The following is a 16,630-nucleotide window of genomic DNA, read 5'->3' as shown; positions in this document are numbered from 1 at the left end:
TGTTAAGTTTGTATGAAAAGAGTTGAAATTATGCACAATATTATTGTGAAAAAACTGGAACCTGTATATGGAAAAGATACAAAAACTGTAAGAACTGGAACTAGGGTGTTTGGAAATATAGATAAAGTTAATTGGATGAATGTGATAAATCCGCCTCTTAGTAAAGAAGAAATTCAAGTATTTGAAGATGAGATGGAAACTGTATTTCCAGAACCATATAAATATCTACTATCTCTTATGAACGGAAGCTTTTTAGCGAATTTAGTTCGTATAGCAGGGCAGCCGAAAGTGGGTGGTCTTTCTGATGAGGAAGAATATTTTCAACCGTTTGAATTAAAGAGTTTTCAACAATTATATGATTCTAAAAAAATTCCTGAATCATATTTTGTCTTTGCAGATTCAATGGATTTAGGCACAATATATGCTATTAATGAAGAGAATAGAGTATTAGAATTACATTTAAGAAATAAGAAAGTTTTAAGAGACCTAGGAACGATGGAAGAATGGTTGAATTTGTTATTAGAAGAAGCGGTGCGTGGTTTAGTGTAATAGAAAAGGAATGTATACGATAGAAGGAGTAACGATATGGATATTTACAATTTAGCTGATGGTGTAGATTCAAAAGAAAAGCTAGTAGAATTCTTATTTTACCTTCAAAAGATTTCAAAGAAAATTAAGAAGAGTGGGATAATATAACATTAGCGGATTACTTAGAATCGATGGAAGCATGGCTAAATGATTGTGATGGTGTTTTTCAAAATAAAGGTGAAGAGAAGCCTAATGAGATATCATGGATTTTTTTGGAATTTCGAAACAGATTCTTTTTTATAATTAATGTGCTATAAACTGAAAAAACTTGAGAAAATTTATAAATCTTTCTATTCAAAATGAATTATAACTATTTTTTTGAATAACTGTGCTGTAATTTAACGTCTTCTCTACTAGAAAAACTGGCAAATAGGAAAAGAAATAATTGTGAAATGGGTTCTTTTTATAATTAATGTGCTATAAACTAAAAAAACTTGAGAAAATTTTATTTATATTGAATATTCTGTCTTTTATTGTTAAAATTTGTAATGTATTACCAATACTTTACAAAGGGGTTGTTAGTATGAGTAATGTTTTAGCAAAATTATTTGGGGTGAAAAATGAGGTTGTTGGTCCACAATATTATGAAGAAGGCTGTGACTATGATAGTTATTGTGGTACAAGCCGTCGCACATTACTTCGTCATTATGGTAACGGACGTTTTGTTGCTGTTGGTTGTTGCTAAAAGTGTAAAATTCAAAGCTAAGAATATAAAATTCTTAGCTTTGAATCCTATTAAATTAAAGATGGAAAGGCGTTTAATATGATTATATATCTTCTACTATTTTTCATATGGTTACTTTTTCTATTAGTTCTACTTATACAAATTAGTAAGTTGAAAAAAGCGCTCGCTCTATTACCTAAACCAAAATTTATTCAGAAAAAATCAAACTCTTTAATAAAAAAAGATATTAGCAATATATTACAATTACCAAATTCTTATTCCATCCATGATGAATCTATTATCTTGTTAATGGCCGCATCATGTAAAATATGCCATGAAAAATTAAATGAAATTATTCATAAAAATAAGCACAAATCACATAACCTAATAATATATTTATATTCCGAAACCCCAGATTTATACAGTCAATTTAATAATAGTATTCCAGCGCATTGTAAGATTCCGGTATTTCCTTTATCTGAGATTCAAAAAAAACAATTACAAATATTTGTTTTCCCGACATTTATACGTATAAATTCTGAAGCTACTATTACTAAGTTCTCTCCAATATCTGACAATTTCCTCTAAAAGAAAAAAAGTGAGGGTTTTTTATATGTTCATTACTTACATACTAAGAACTATTAAACTAATTTGGAAACTCAATAAGATTTGGTTTTGCTTTTCTAGCATATTCATGATTATTTTAGGGATGTTACCTGTGGCTACAATATGGACTACAAAAGAACTTGTTAACAATGTATCTACCATCATTACAAGTGAAAATAAAAATTATACATTAGCTATTACTCTGCTTGTACTACAATTTTTGCTATTATTAATTGAAACTATCATTAAACAATTCCAGTATTATATTGACGAAAATATGCGCTTTAAGCTCACTAAATTTTTAACTGAAGAAATTGCTTATAAGACATTTAAAATACCGTATTCATATTTTGATAATCCTGATTTTTATAACTATACCAATCGAATAAAATCAAATACTGGTAGACGTCTACTATCACCAATTAACAATTTATTTTTAATTGCACAATCTTTAATAACCATTTCATCTTTAATTATTTTTTTACTCTCTATTCATTGGAGTTTAGCTGTAGTTGCTAGTATTACCTTTTTTCCAGCTCTTTTCATAAAATCATATCTTGGTAAACAAGGATTTGAACTCACAAAAAAAACTACTCCCCTCTTAAGGGAGACAAATTATATAGAGAACTTGTTAATGCAAAAAGATACGATTAAGGAAATTAGAATTTTTAACCTACATACGTACTTCATACAAAGATGGGAAAAAAAATATAATAAAAATATGAGTTATTCTTTAAATTTCTTAAAAACCAAAAGTAAAGCGGAAATATTTTTGGAGTTGCTAGTAGCTCTTTCATATTGTGGTTCGGCCGGAATTATTATTTGGCTCATTAAAAAATCTGCTGTTAAAATTGGTGACTTCGTTTCTATAGGACAAGCAGTACATAATACACAAAATGCATTACATAACATTTCAGCTAATTTGGCTCAATTATATGAGGATGTATTATATATATATGACTATTTTCATTATATCGATTCACTAGATGAGGATGAAATAAATACCGATGAACAAGTACCATTTCCTAGTGTTTTACAATATGGCATACGCTTTGAAAATGTATCTTTCTCATACCCTAATAATAAAAATAAAATTTTACAAAATGTATCTTTTTCTATATTACCTAATGAAAAGATAGCAATAGTCGGTCATAATGGATCTGGAAAAACTACATTAATAAAATGCCTGCTTGGACTATATCCACTTACATCTGGAAATATATATTTTGATAATATACCTATTAACAAAATTCAATTACATTCTTTAAGAGAGCACACGACAGTAATGTTTCAAGATTTTATTCAGTACCATTTAACCATAAGAGAAAATATCGCCCTTGGTAATGTTTCCGAAATAAATAATGATGAAAAACTAAAAAATGTAGCTATGCAGTCAGGAATCCATGAAGATATCCAACTATTCCCGAATGCATACAACACTCCATTAGGGAGATTTTTACAAGAGGGGGAAGAGCTCTCAGGAGGTCAATGGCAAAAATTAGCAATATCTCGATCGTTATTTAAAAATGGTAATATCATGATTCTAGATGAGCCAACTGCTGCGTTAGATCCTATTTCAGAAAGAGAAATTTTTGATAAATTTGAATTACTGACTAACCAGAAAACTACAATTATGATTTCTCATAAAATGTCTGCAGCTAAATTAGCAGATAAAATTGTTGTATTAGACAATGGTGAATTAGTTGAGTTCGGTACTCATGAAGAGCTTTTTCTAAAAAAAGGGAAATACTATGAATTATACACAACCCAAGCAACTCTATATCAAAATAAACTTGATGAGGTTTTAATATGAATGAAATTATCTTAATTTTAAGGATATTAATAGGTACTCTTTTTCTATCGTCCTCTATTAGTAAACTATTACATTTTAGCAAACACGTTGTCATTGTAGGGGAATATAAAATCCTCCCAAAAAAATTCATAAAATTCTTTTCTAGGATGGAAGTAAGCCTTGCGTTAATTTGTTCCATTTCACTCATTCTAGGATTATTACAGTTTTGGGTAGGCGCTATACTTTTACTTTTATTAATTATGTATACAATAGGAATCATTGTTAATTTATATAGGAAGAGAACCAATATTTCTTGCGGATGTGGTGGAATTGTAGGAGATCATAACTTATCTTGGACTTTAGTGTTTCGTAATATTTTTTTAGTAGGATTAATTATTTTCCTTATTAAAAATGAAACAGATTTTTTCAGCTTGCAATCTCTCCTTATATATGAAAAGGATATATCACTAATTTTCAATCATAATGGAATCTTCTCTATACTTTTATCAACATTCTTAGTTTTATTAATAGCAATTTTAAACTCAACATTCACAATTTATCGTAGTATGAATCATTTTTTATATCTTACAAAACAAATAAAGGAGTGAAAGATATGAACTGGACGGATTATTTACTTTGGACTTGCATGATTATCCAAATGATTATTTTCTTTTTGTTAATTAGGTTAGTAACAGACTTCTTGAATAAATTCCAAAATCAAGTAAATATAATCGAATTTAAAAATTCTGCTAAGACAAATATGGAGATAAACAAAGAAGAGTTAATGAAAAGCTAATAAATAAAATTTTTTTCCTTTCAATACAAGTATATGAAGTGTTTCTTTTTCCTGAATTTGTTGTAAAAACTAGTTCATTAGGCTACCGTCAGTAGAGAATCTCTACTAATGGTAGCTTCACTTTATAGGAAAGGTTAGGCTAACATGAAAAAAAATTTTGCACAAACATATTTAACGATACCGTTCCACCTATTCTTATCGTTTATTATTATTATATTTATCGGCACATTACCGCACTTATTTATTGGGATGAAGATTGACTTTAACAATTACCTGCACACACTTACGGACGTCACCTCTAAATTAATAGGATGGGATCCATTAACTTACACGAAATTTGCAAAACCCCTATTTCCTCAAATTCTAATTCAATATGGAAACACGATTATTATCTTTTTAGCTGCTCTTTTTATTTCCGTATTAATTTCTTTTATGACTGTTTATGCCTTGTTGCTACTCCCTGTAAAAAAAAGAGAAAGAATAAAATCATTTTTTTTACTATTAGAAGCAATTCCCGATATTTTTATTATTTTATGTCTCCAATTACTTGTCGTTTGGATTTATAAACAGACCAACTTTTTAATCGCAAATATAGCTGGCACAAAAGACAACTCAATCTTACTATTTCCAATTATTTGCTTAAGTTTTCCAACTATTCTTATGTTTAATAAGCTACTCTTGCTACGTTTTGAAAATGAATTACAAAAAGATTATACCTTGCTAGCACGCGCCAAAGGATTTGACACGTTTTATATTCTCAATCGTCACGTTCTAAGAAACGTCTTTTTAAGTACTCTCTACTTCTCAAAAACAAATATTTGGTATATGTTATCTAATTTATACATTATTGAATACTTACTCAATGTTCAAGGTATTTTCACATTTTTAAAAACGTATAATACCGAATTAGAACCAGCACCTGAAATATTTTGTGTTACATTGTTTTTAATTTACATTCCTATCTTTATTGTCTTTAAGCTTTTCAATATTTTCATACCTGATGAACTGAAAGGAGAATCTTAACATGTGGGCCCATTTAAAAAGAGATAAGTATTTCATAATTTGTATATCCTTTTTGCTTCTATTAATCATAGCAAGCATTGGAAATTCCATATTCTTTGATGGGAAAGTTCGCCAAACATCGATTCTATATGATGAAAGTGGTAATGTACACGCGGCACCATTTCCTCCTTCTTTCACTTTTCTGTTAGGTACGGATATGAAGGGATATGATTTATTACATAGAGTAGTAGATGGAGCGAAATGGACCATTGGTATATCGTTATTAATAGCATTTCTACGAACATTTATCGGGTTAGCAATTGGATTATTCTTCGCTTTTTATGTAAGAAAAATTTTTAAGACACTTGAAGCTCTCTTTGATTGTTTTACAGTTGTTCCAATGACCCTCATTGGTTACTTTATTCTTGATACAGTATTGCGTTTTCAAAACGGGTCTCCAGTTCCCTCTTTCTTTGAACGAGCATCCTTTGAAATCATAGTATTAGTCATTCTCGCTTTACCCGTTCTTATATTTTATTTTGCAAAAGAGACAAAAAAGATACTGAATGAAGAATTTATAGAAGCTGCTACAATATTAGGAGGAAGCAAATTTCATCTCGCTATAAAACACATATTTCCAAATATATTTCCTATTCTAATCATTGTCATGATGCAACAATTTGTACAAACTTTAATCATTTTCTCTCATTTTGGTATTTTAGAATTATTTTTTGGTGGTACAATTCTTTTCTACGGAAATGAAGCTGAGTCAGTTAGCAATGAATGGTCAGGTTTAATTGGTCTCTATTTTCGTTCCCTCTCTGTTCAACCTTGGATTCCAATGGTTCCTATTACATTTTTCATCCTGACTATTATTACAGCACATATTATGCTACAAAGGATACAATTAGCATTTGAAAAACGACACATGAAACAAACATCTCAAGAACCAATAGAACAACTCAATACTTCTAATTTTACACAACAATTCCCCGCTAATTCATTTACACTCTATGATGACAAATAGCATTGGAGCAATATATTCCTATAGGTGGGTGTAAAACATCTTTTTTAGTAAAAAGGGATATTTATATGAAGAAAAAACTAGAGATATTGAAAAAAACTAAAAGAATTTTAACCTGGGACAGCAGAGGAAATGAATGGTGAAAATTAAATGAAAAATAATTTGTAGAAAGAAGAGCTGATATCGGCTTTTCTTTTTTATAAATATCTTATATAGCTGATTGTTATGCAATAAATGTGCTAGATGGAGACGTTTGGCTCTATTATTCAGAATTTCCTTTAGTTCAAATGAAAGATAAAAAAATTTCATATGTCTTGGAATGAAATAAATGTAATTAAGGAAATACGGTCGGAAAGTTTTGCGGTTGCTCAGGACAAAGTAGTATTTATTACGCAAGATAAAAAGTTGGTTGTTTATGATTTAAATAATAATCATGTGCATGATGTGAATCTTCGTAATGAACTAGGAGAACCGATTCAATTTGTTGCTTATTATAGCCTCGGATCTGTTATGTATTTTCAGATGGATGATAGGCTGTATTATGTTGATACAATTAATATATGAGATGATAAAAAAGCGCACTCAACAATCTGGGTGCGCTTTTTCATAACCGTTATATATTCCTCTTCATCAACTCCCCAACTTGCGTCGCAACAAACGCAACATCACTATCAATTTCGTCTAACACGTAAGATTCCAAAATGCCCATTACAGCCGTTCCTAAAAATTTTAAAATGATGTGTTTATCGATGTTTTTATTTATTGATGTGTTTGTGTTTAACTTTTTCTCTATTTCACCCATGATGAAAGTTAATAACTTTTTTTGAAACGATAATGTGCTGTTACTTTTAAATAACGCCGCGAAAAATGGTTTGTGTTCTTTGAAGTATTCAAACCATATGATCGTTCCTTCTATAAACCCTTTGTTTTGTTTCTCATAGCATATTTCTTTTAATTGTTCTAAATGATCGTCCACAATTTTATCTAATAAATTGTACTTATCTAGATAGTGTAAGTAAAAAGTTTTTCGCCCGATGTTTGCTTTTTCGGTAATGTTTTTTACTGTAATTTCGTCAAAACCATCTGTAATTAACATCTCTATAAATGCCGATTGAATGGCGTTTTGTGATTTTATAATTCTTCGATCGATTTTCTTCATATGGTGTTCCTCCGTTGTTGATACACATATTTCTGTATGTGTGTATTATGACCTAAATGCGTAAATGTGGTCATTGAAACAAGGTGCTACTCATTTTATTATAAATATACACGTGAGTAATAACTCTCACAAGTGTAATATTAAAAATGAGATAAGGGTGGTTTTATATATGGCAGTTACGAAGAAAAATGTAAGATTTTATGCAAGAGGTTTACAAGTTGCAGGTATTTTGAACATTCCTGAAGATGCTGAGGAAAAGAAACAAAATCCAGCGATTGTTTGTGTGCATCCAGGTAGTAGCTGTAAAGATCAAACAGCAGGATTGTATGCGGAAAAGTTAGCAGAACAAGGGTATGTAACACTTGCGTTTGATGCATCGTATCAAGGGGAAAGTGAAGGTGCACCGAGATATATGGAAGAGCCAGCTGCGCGAGTTGAGGATATTCGCTCAGCAGTAGATTATGTAACGACTCTACCTTATATAGATGAAGAACGTATCGGTGTGTTAGGTGTTTGTGCAGGCGGTGGTTATGCGGTAAATGCTGCGATGACAGAGCGCCGCATTAAAGCGGTTGGTACAGTTGTTGGTGCAAATATCGGTCGTTTAAATCGTGAGTCTAACCCGATTGGTGTGTTAGAGGCAATTGGTAAACAACGTACTGCTGAAGCATGCGGAGCAGAGGTAATGATTACAAATTGGATTCCTAAAAATCAGGAAGAGTTAGCGGAAGCAGGTATGACGGATATAGATATTGTAGAAGCAGTTGAGTATTACACAACGCCGCGAGGTCAAAGTGTGAACTCGCCAAATAAGTTAAACTTTACGAGTATGGGATCGGTAATTGGTTTTGATGCGTTCCATTTAGCAGATACGTTATTAACGCAGCCGCTGCAAATTATTGTCGGTAGCAAGCAAGGTGCATTCGGTTCTTATAAAGATGGTCATGAGCTTTATGAGAAAGCAGCTTCAGAGAAGAAAGACTTACTTGTTGTGGAAGGCGCGAGTCACTACGATTTATATGATCAACCAGAACCAGTAAAAATTGCAGTTGAAAAATTAACAAGTTTCTATAACGAAAATCTGTAAAAGGAATGTTGTTTTGAATTGCACCTCTAATTGTTAGATTTGCGTCTAGCAATTAGGGGTTTTTATTGTGAAGATTGAAGTGCTTAATATTTACGCTATAAGTGCATAACAAGATATAATAGAAGAAATGAATAAGGAGGCTAGTTGTGAAGAATCTTCGTTATCTCAATATATTTACGATATTAATTATATACACACTACTTATGCTCTACATAGGCTGGAACGGCTGGGTTTGGCTTCATGCCGTATTTGGCTGGGAGTCTTGGGGATATTACGCTTTCGTTGTTGGCTTCATTTCGTATGCGTACATTCTCGTGCAAGTGTTTAAGTTTTTGCCATTTCTACGAACGATAGGTTCGATTTGGTTTGCGGTTATACAATACGCGCTTATGTTATTGCCGTTAGCTAATATTACAGTCTTTCTTTTACAGTTTGTAGTAGAGAAAGAAGCGGCAATTATTTGGACAGGGGCAGCTGTGTTAGCTGCATTTATTTTTATCTTTGCGTACGGAGTATTTAATGCATATAGCCCGGTAGTAAGAAAGTATGAGGTGCACATTCCGAAAAAAGTAGAGGGACGTAAAAGCTTACGCATTGCGATGGCTTCTGATATGCATTTCGGTAAATTATCTGGCGTTTCGCATTTGAAAAGGCTTGTTCGTCATGTAAATGAAATGGAGCCGGATATTATTTTATTGCCAGGTGATATTATCGATGATCATCCAGGTGTTTTCATTCAAAAAAATATGGGACATATTATGAAACAAATGACAGCTCCACTAGGCGTATATGGTGTGTTAGGAAACCACGAATATTACGGGCGAGCAGTTCCTGAATTTTTACAAGAGATGGATAAAATTGATATTCGCATTCTTTTAGATGAAGTGATTACAATTGAAGATCAGTTTTATCTCGTTGGAAGAAGAGATAAAACAGAGCGAGATCGCCAAAGCTTTGAAAAACTTATGAGTACAGTAGATAAATCCATGCCAGTTATCGCAATGGATCACCAACCATTTGAGTTGAAACAAGCAGCGGATGCTGGCGTAGATTTACTATTATCTGGTCACACGCACCGCGGACAAATGGCACCGAATCATATTGTAACGAGAAGAATGTACGAACTAGACTGGGGATACGCACAAAAAGGTGCATTCCACGCGATTGTTTCTTCTGGTTTCGGATTTTGGGGGCCACCATTAAGACTTGGAAGTAGGTCGGAGATTGTACAGGTGGAGGTTACGTTTGAATAAGTGTATGTAATAGAGAGCTAATGGCTCTCTATTTTTACAAATAAAAAAGGCTCCATATAAGGAGCACTCAATAAAAATAAATGAATTAAAACAAATAACAGACATGTATAATATACAATACTTATAATTTAAAATCAATATATATGAATTTAATATTTTTGGTGTCGATTTCATAAAAGAGTTACGATTATAAGATAAAGGGGGATTATAAGTGATCATATCAGATGTGCTATACGGAGAATTTGAAGTGGATCCAGTAGTAGAATAATTAATTGTAAGTAAGTCTGTGCAAAGGTTAAAAGGTATTCATCAAACTGGCGCAAGCTACTTAATAAATGAGGAATGGAATGTAACGCGCTTTGATCATTCAGTTGGCGTTATGTTGTTAATTAAGAAACTCGGTGGCTCAGTAGAGGAACAAATTGCTGGTTTACTGCACGACGTATCGCATACTGCTTTTTCTCATGTGATTGATTATGTTTTTGATAACAAAAATGAAAGTTATCATGAAGAAATATTTAGTGCTGTTGTGAAAAATTCAGAAATTCCAGCGATTCTTTCAAAGTATGGTTATAACTATGAAGAGATTTTGTTAGATGATTCGAAGTGGACATTACTGGAAAGGTCAGCGCCAGAATTATGTGCAGACCGAGTAGATTATACGTTACGAGATATGTATACATACGGATATATTTCTTTAGAAGAGGTTCATAGATTTTTAGAGGATATTATCGCAGTAGAGGGGAGAATGGTCCTTCAAAATATCGAAATAGCTGAATGGTTTACAGAAACGTATTACAAAGAAGTCATCGATTTCTTTATGCAACCAATGAATATTTATGGAAATGACATGTTAGCAAAAACGCTAAAGTTAGCTCTACACAAAAAGGTTATTCATGCAGATGATTTTCTTCTTGAAGATGATGAGCTAATTTCGAAATTGCAGCAATGTAATGATTCAGAAGTACATGTTTTAGTAAGCAAAGTCCATCCGAATGTAAAAGTAAAAGAAGATAGAAGCGATTATGATTTATATCAGAAAAATAAAGTACGCCTTATTGATCCTCCGTTACTTCGTGAAGGGGAAGTTATTCACTCGTCTGTTGTGTCAGAAAACATAAGAAAGATGAGTGAGGTCGCTTATGAAAAAGCGGTGAGAGGGATGTATGTGAAAGTGATTTCGGATTAACAGAAAGAAGGTATCATCACATAAGATGATACCTTCTTTCTATTCATCTAATATTTTCCACTCGTTTCCCCAATCCTTCATCGCGTCAAAAATAGGACGGAGTGTTTCCCCTTTTTTTGTTAGTGAATATTCCACGTGAGGTGGCATAGTTGAATAGATTTTTCTCTTTATAATATTTTCTTGTTCAAGTTCTTTTAAGCGAAGAGATAGGGTGCGTGGGCTAATACCGTTTAGGCATCTTTCAAGCTCAGCAAAACGTTTAGGACTATAAAACAAATCTCTTAAAATTAAGAAAGTCCACTTGCCACCTATTACAGACATTGTTTTTTCAATGGGGCATTTTAATAAAATTTCTTCATTTATATTTTCCATATAAACGCTCCTTACTATATAAAAGTATAGGTACTATATAAAAATCAGTACTTTTATAAATGAAGTACTTTATTTATTATAGTCCTAAAGGAATATATAGGTAAATTACTAATTTTTGAAAGGGGAGTAAGTAAGTGAGTGGGGTGGCTAGTAGAAATTTATATGTTCAAACTAAAGAGAAATCAGGTATTATCATTTTAATCGCTTTAGCGATGGGGTTTATTATGGCAACATTAGACGTAACAGTAGTAAATGTTGCGGTAGTGAATATTCAAGAAACATTAGGACTGACATTGTATAGTTCGACATGGATTGTCGACGGATATATTTTATCATTTGCAGCATTATTATTGGCTGGAGGGGCGCTGGCCAATCGATTTGGAGCAAAAAGAATATATTTAATTGGTTTAATTATTTTTGTGTTCGCCTCTCTTTTATGTACGGTTGCTACAACGGGGAACGCTCTTGTTATAGGGCGGATAATTCAAGGTGTTGGAGCGGCTTTATTTATGCCAAGTTCACTTAATTTATTAGTATTATCGTTTCCGGATGAAAAGAAGAGAGCTAAAATGTTTGGGATATGGTCCGCAATTGTCTCTATTGCTTCTGGTACGGGCCCTTTTATTGGTGGCCTTTTAGTAAATACATTTGGTTGGCGAAGCATTTTTATTATAAATCTTCCAATCGGGATGATTGGTATTTTAATGGCTTTTGTAATTATTCCAAATGTTTTACCGAAAAAGGAGAAGATAAATGTAGCGAATCATTTAATCGGTATAATTGCAATAACATTGTTGGCGTTTACTCTAATTGAAGGGCCAAGTTACGGATGGTCTTCGTCTCAAATTTTAGGAGGAGTAGTGGGGACGATATTAACTACTATTCTCTTTGTTTATGCAGAACGAAAATCAAAAAACTCGGTTGTACCAAGAGTGTTGTTCCAAAACAAGACATTTAGCTCGGCGAATATAGTTGGATTTCTAATAAACTTTGCGTTATTTGGCGGCATATTTATGTTTGGACTCTTTTTACAAAAAGCATATGGAGCAAGTCCATTTGTAGCAGGATTACAACTATTGCCGATGATGAGCGTATTTGTTATAGGGAATATATTATTTGCAAAAATGGTGAGTAAGTTTAGCTCAAAATCGTTACTATTCATAGCGTTATTTATAGCTAGTATAGGCTCTTTATTATTAATGCTTTTAGTAAATAATGTGAGTTATATAGGAATTGCAATCATTTATAGTGTTGTTAATCTTGGAATCGGTATAGCAGTACCTGCCATGACTACAATTGTAATGAAATCTGCTGGTCGTGAAAATGGGAATATGGCTGGAGCAACTTTAAATGTAAATCGTCAAATTGGTGCATTAGTCGGTATAGCAATTATGGGAATCATTTTAAATGAATCATCCACTTGGTACAGAGGGGCAAGCTATAGCTTTTTAGTTATTGGGTTTTCCTATCTATGTGCAGCATTTTTAGTTTGGAAGTTTGTTGAGAGGGAATAAAAAAGTAGAGCATCTAGGAGTGATGCTCTACTTTTTCACATCACTGATCAAACCAATTCCAAACCTCAATATCTCCAAGAGTCGCATAACGAACGTGAGGCGAGTTTTGTAATTTTAACAATTCTTTCGACGGCCCAGTAATGACAATGCCATATACTTTTACGCCGTTATCTTTTACATACTCATAACGTTTATCTAAGTTCAGCTCTTTTTCAGAAATCCGAGTAGTTTTACTTACAGTTTCTTTATGTGTAGAAAGAATACGCATCATTTCGATTACTTCATCTTCTTTTGTCTTCGGTCGTTTTGCTTCATTATCAGGGAGATTTATATGTTCTGAAAATCCGATAACCTCTCCGCCATGTAGAATGAAATCTTCTTCATCTATTCTTTCTTGCCCTGTGTCTAAAGCGTACCATATAGGAGTGGGCGGCATTTCTTGTGCTTCAAATGTGCTATATAGAATGGATGCTAATTCTTGTAAAGTGTAAGGTTTGTCAAAAGATATCGCTACTTCTGCAACGGTGCCCTCATGTATCTTTCCGAGTGTACTCCAAACTTTTTTAGAGATTTCTTTCAAATGATCATCTTGCTTTATTTTTGGGTGAACAAAGGAAAGTTTGTTGGAATAGGGTTTATTTGCCCATGATTGATTTGTGTCAGTTACAGATGATAAGAAGCTACGCGTTGTTACTGTACCAATTGGCATTTCTTTTTTACCGACCGTTTTAACTAAATTCATTTCAATTTCTGTACGGAAAAAGGGTTTAATCTTTGTACTGCCTCCAGTGGAACGACTATTTGGAATTGTTGCTTCTAGTGCGAGTGCTGGGATTTCATCTACTTCGACTAACTTTTTCATATTATAGAAGTAAAGAGAAGACGAAAAATGGCCGACAAAATAGATTGCAATACAAACGGCAAGGACAAAACTAACGGTTTGCCAACGTTGTTTCCATTTTATTTTCCAAAATAGGACTTTCAGTTTTTGTGGTGGTAGTTTTTTCTTTATTGGTTCACTCTTCGAAAGCAATTGATCTAAGTAAGCTTCACATTCTTCACATGTCTCAATATGATTTTCTAACAGTTCTTGTTCATCATGCGTGAGCGTTCCGTTTTCGTACTTCTCCCATAGTTTTTTAAATGCCGTACAACCCATCTGTATCACTCCTTTATGCTTTGCGTTTCTTTTCGTCCCCTGTGCAATTCAATTTTCACTTTCGCTAGTGAGAGACCGGTCATCTCTGCTATTTCCTTATAAGAGAATCCATAGTAATCTCGTAGTAACAGAACATTTCGTCTTTCAAGCGGAAGAGAAGATAAACCTTCTAACCAACTAGCAATCTCATGTTTTATGAAATAAGAGTGCTCTGTACTTGGCACGTTTGGTAAATGGAATTCTGTAATTGTCGTCGTTTTATATCTTTTTTCTTTTCGATACCAATCGATAAAGGCGTTGTAGGCAATTGTAAATAACCACGGTCTAATTTCTTCGCCTTTGTAATAGTCAATATGGACGAGCATGCGGTAAAAGGTTTCTTGCATGAGATCTTCAGCAAAATGGGAATCTCCGGTTAGGGAGAGAAGATAGCGAAATAAATCTTGCATATGTTCTGAATAAATTTCTTCTAATGATTGTTTACGTTTCACTACATTTCCCTCCCTTCACACATAACAACGAAAAACATATAAAAAAGTTACAATTTTTTATGGAATTATAGTAAAAAACGTCAAGAATTGGATAAGATTCTCTTTTATCATAATACATATAAGGCGGGTGAACAGAGATGGAAAGCTATGAAACACAAATTCAAAGGTCCATTGATTATATTGAGGAAGATGTAATGGAAAAACAGACGCTGCGTAAGTTAGCTCGCATTGCAGGTTTTTCTGAGTCGCATTTTCATCGTGTATTCCAGGCGTTAGTAGGTGATACGGTAATGGAGTATGTTCGGAAGAGGAGGTTAGCCCGGGCAGCTTATCAACTTTCTCATACGGATGAAAAAATTATTGATATCGCATTTGAACATGGCTTTCAATCTCACGAAACGTTCACGAGAGCCTTTAAAAAATTATTTCAAATGACACCGAGTGAATATCGAAAGCAAGAAATAGAGACACCGATGTATTACAGCGTGAATGTAAAGCAAAGAAAATTAAATCCGTATTTAGGAGGCATACAAATGGAATATCGTATTGTAAATAAACCGGAATTTTTAGTGGCGGGTTATGAACTGAAGACGACAAGTAAAGAAGGGAAGAACCATCAAGACATTCCAGCATTTTGGCAAGAATATTTACAAAAAGATCTTGGAACGACAATTCCGAATCGTAAAGATACGAGCCAATGGGTAGAGCTTGGATTATGTACTGATTTTAATTTAGAAACAGGGGACTTCACTTATATTATCGGAATGGAAGTTACAGGCTTTGAAAATGTACCAAATGAAATTGCAAAGCGCACGTTCCCAGCAGCAACATATGCGGTATTTACAACGCCGAAAGTTCCTCATGAAGAAATGGTATCGTCTATTCACCAAACATGGAATGCAGTATTCTCAGAGTGGTTCCCGCATTCAGGATACGAACATTGCGGCGTTACAGAGTTTGAATTATACGATGAGCGTTGTCACGAAGATAAAAGTGAGTTCGCTCAAGTAGAGCTTTGGATACCGGTGAAGAAGAAATAATAGAGTAAGAGCGAGTCATTGAGAAATGGTTCGCTTTTTTATAAAGGGAGAGTGGGAATATGTTCAAAAAACTAGAATGTGTATCTATACATACGAAGGATATAGAAAAATCCGTTTCTTTTTATAAAGAAATGGGAATGGAGCAAAACTGGGTTATAGAAAGAGAACTAGAAGAAGGGGTTATTTGGACGTTAATCGGATTGAAGTTTCCAGATGAGAAAAGTTCGGAGTTAGTAATAAGCAATCATCCGGATATTCATTTTATGGAAGTCGAAGTATTAGTAGAAGATGTGCAACAAACGTATGAAAGTTTAAAAGATAATGAAGATGTTAAATGGATTCGTGAACCATTTCCAACAGAATCAGGACACGTTGCGGTAATGGAAGCACCTGATGAGAATGTGCTTGTATTGGTAGGAAAATAGCTGAAATATGGAGTGACCTTTCATAGTGAGTTATGAAAGGTTATTTTTTATGAGTGGATTGTTAAATTTGTATTGCTTTATCTGTAATACATTTGAAAATGGTAAAATAGCAATTAAATATTGCGGGTGGAAGGTTATGCCCTTTCTTCATTTGGTGAAGAAAGGAGGTGTAATCGTATGGAATTTCTTTTGCAAATTTTGTTGGAAATCACAAAAACTATAGCTAGAGAAGGTATAGTGATGGGATTTAAGAAATTAACGACAAAAAAGCGCAAAAAGAAGACCACCCGTCTGCCTGCGAAGCGTGGGAAGTCTTCTAAGCGCAAATAAGCTTTAGTTGCAGTGACGGGGTGTTGGAAGCACCTCGTCTACTTCATTTTATGCAAAACTTAGTTAGTTTATACTTCTATTTATAGTATAACAGTTTAGAAATGTATTTGTTAATAGTTTTATTTTTACTTTGTATAGT

Annotated in this window: 19 protein-coding genes and 1 pseudogene; 16 read left to right on the top strand and 4 right to left on the bottom strand. The window is 33.1% G+C overall.

From position 1 onward, the window contains the following. The first annotated feature begins 30 nt into the window (after positions 1–30). From RCJ96_RS09320 to RCJ96_RS09280, 9 genes and pseudogenes are all read left to right on the top strand, one after another. Positions 31–549 (top strand): SMI1/KNR4 family protein, encoded by a 519-nt coding sequence (locus RCJ96_RS09320; RefSeq protein ID WP_000551522.1) that lies wholly within the window; start codon positions 31–33, stop codon positions 547–549. A gap of 170 nt (positions 550–719) precedes the next feature. Further along, on the top strand, positions 720–845 hold the full coding sequence (locus RCJ96_RS09315) for a hypothetical protein (protein ID WP_442866598.1): 126 nt from the start codon (positions 720–722) through the stop codon (positions 843–845). 266 nt (positions 846–1,111) lie between these two features. Continuing rightward, positions 1,112–1,273: a hypothetical protein gene (locus tag RCJ96_RS09310; protein WP_000073170.1), complete on the top strand. Its 162-nt coding sequence runs from the start codon at positions 1,112–1,114 to the stop codon at positions 1,271–1,273. A gap of 592 nt (positions 1,274–1,865) precedes the next feature. Further along, the gene (locus RCJ96_RS09305) at positions 1,866–3,671 is read left to right on the top strand and encodes an ABC transporter ATP-binding protein (RefSeq protein WP_074609641.1); all 1,806 of its coding nucleotides are present in this window, start codon (positions 1,866–1,868) and stop codon (positions 3,669–3,671) included. Continuing rightward, positions 3,668–4,258, top strand: a complete 591-nt coding sequence (locus RCJ96_RS09300) for a MauE/DoxX family redox-associated membrane protein (RefSeq protein WP_074609639.1) — start codon at positions 3,668–3,670, stop codon at positions 4,256–4,258. The genes RCJ96_RS09305 and RCJ96_RS09300 overlap by 4 nt, the downstream gene beginning before the upstream one ends. Before the next feature lie 5 nt (positions 4,259–4,263). After that, positions 4,264–4,446, top strand: coding sequence for a hypothetical protein (locus RCJ96_RS09295; protein WP_074609638.1), 183 nt, complete (start codon positions 4,264–4,266; stop codon positions 4,444–4,446). A gap of 144 nt (positions 4,447–4,590) precedes the next feature. Beyond that, entirely contained in the window at positions 4,591–5,469 is an 879-nt protein-coding gene (locus tag RCJ96_RS09290; protein ID WP_074609636.1) for an ABC transporter permease subunit, read from the top strand. A gap of 1 nt (position 5,470) precedes the next feature. Further along, on the top strand, positions 5,471–6,475 hold the full coding sequence (locus tag RCJ96_RS09285; protein ID WP_139302873.1) for an ABC transporter permease: 1,005 nt from the start codon (positions 5,471–5,473) through the stop codon (positions 6,473–6,475). A gap of 209 nt (positions 6,476–6,684) precedes the next feature. After that, a pseudogene (locus tag RCJ96_RS09280) lies at positions 6,685–7,036 on the top strand (hypothetical protein); the annotation flags it as partial. Between the two features lie 49 nt (positions 7,037–7,085). Here the strand turns inward: RCJ96_RS09280 and RCJ96_RS09275 are convergent. Further along, complete coding sequence (locus tag RCJ96_RS09275) at positions 7,086–7,631, bottom strand: TetR/AcrR family transcriptional regulator (RefSeq protein ID WP_074609634.1); 546 nt, start codon at positions 7,629–7,631, stop codon at positions 7,086–7,088. Between the two features lie 169 nt (positions 7,632–7,800). Between RCJ96_RS09275 and RCJ96_RS09270 the strand changes: the two genes are divergently transcribed. The 3 genes from RCJ96_RS09270 (at position 7,801) to RCJ96_RS09260 (ending at position 11,160) form a co-directional block, all read left to right on the top strand. Further along, positions 7,801–8,718: an alpha/beta hydrolase gene (locus RCJ96_RS09270; RefSeq protein WP_139302871.1), complete on the top strand. Its 918-nt coding sequence runs from the start codon at positions 7,801–7,803 to the stop codon at positions 8,716–8,718. Between the two features lie 146 nt (positions 8,719–8,864). Then, positions 8,865–9,971 carry a metallophosphoesterase gene (locus tag RCJ96_RS09265; protein ID WP_048557257.1) on the top strand — a complete coding sequence of 369 codons (1,107 nt, stop codon included), beginning with the start codon at positions 8,865–8,867 and terminating at the stop codon, positions 9,969–9,971. Between the two features lie 271 nt (positions 9,972–10,242). After that, complete coding sequence (locus RCJ96_RS09260; protein WP_242304090.1) at positions 10,243–11,160, top strand: HD domain-containing protein; 918 nt, start codon at positions 10,243–10,245, stop codon at positions 11,158–11,160. Positions 11,161–11,199: 39 nt separating this feature from the next. On the opposite strand, the gene RCJ96_RS09255 is transcribed toward RCJ96_RS09260, so the two are convergent. Beyond that, entirely contained in the window at positions 11,200–11,532 is a 333-nt protein-coding gene (locus tag RCJ96_RS09255; RefSeq protein WP_242303930.1) for a winged helix-turn-helix transcriptional regulator, read from the bottom strand. A 134-nt stretch (positions 11,533–11,666) separates the two neighbouring features. Between RCJ96_RS09255 and RCJ96_RS09250 the strand changes: the two genes are divergently transcribed. Further along, the gene (locus RCJ96_RS09250; protein WP_242303929.1) at positions 11,667–13,046 is read left to right on the top strand and encodes an MFS transporter; all 1,380 of its coding nucleotides are present in this window, start codon (positions 11,667–11,669) and stop codon (positions 13,044–13,046) included. A gap of 40 nt (positions 13,047–13,086) precedes the next feature. On the opposite strand, the gene RCJ96_RS09245 is transcribed toward RCJ96_RS09250, so the two are convergent. Both RCJ96_RS09245 and RCJ96_RS09240 read right to left on the bottom strand, forming a co-directional pair. Next, positions 13,087–14,205: an anti-sigma factor gene (locus tag RCJ96_RS09245; RefSeq protein ID WP_416504243.1), complete on the bottom strand. Its 1,119-nt coding sequence runs from the start codon at positions 14,203–14,205 to the stop codon at positions 13,087–13,089. 5 nt (positions 14,206–14,210) lie between these two features. Beyond that, the gene (locus RCJ96_RS09240) at positions 14,211–14,696 is read right to left on the bottom strand and encodes an RNA polymerase sigma factor (protein ID WP_074609629.1); all 486 of its coding nucleotides are present in this window, start codon (positions 14,694–14,696) and stop codon (positions 14,211–14,213) included. A gap of 137 nt (positions 14,697–14,833) precedes the next feature. On the opposite strand from RCJ96_RS09240, the gene RCJ96_RS09235 reads away from it, so the two are divergent. The 3 genes from RCJ96_RS09235 (at position 14,834) to RCJ96_RS09225 (ending at position 16,491) form a co-directional block, all read left to right on the top strand. Continuing rightward, entirely contained in the window at positions 14,834–15,736 is a 903-nt protein-coding gene (locus RCJ96_RS09235; protein ID WP_061184615.1) for an AraC family transcriptional regulator, read from the top strand. Positions 15,737–15,795: 59 nt separating this feature from the next. Next, positions 15,796–16,161 (top strand): VOC family protein, encoded by a 366-nt coding sequence (locus RCJ96_RS09230; protein ID WP_416504242.1) that lies wholly within the window; start codon positions 15,796–15,798, stop codon positions 16,159–16,161. 177 nt (positions 16,162–16,338) lie between these two features. Further along, complete coding sequence (locus RCJ96_RS09225) at positions 16,339–16,491, top strand: hypothetical protein (protein WP_000394952.1); 153 nt, start codon at positions 16,339–16,341, stop codon at positions 16,489–16,491. The last annotated feature ends 139 nt before the right edge of the window (positions 16,492–16,630 follow it).

The sequence above is a fragment of the Bacillus sp. BSL6 genome, assembly GCF_052928345.1.
Note: the sequence above shows the minus strand (reverse complement) of the source record. Positions and strands in the feature narration are given on the sequence as shown.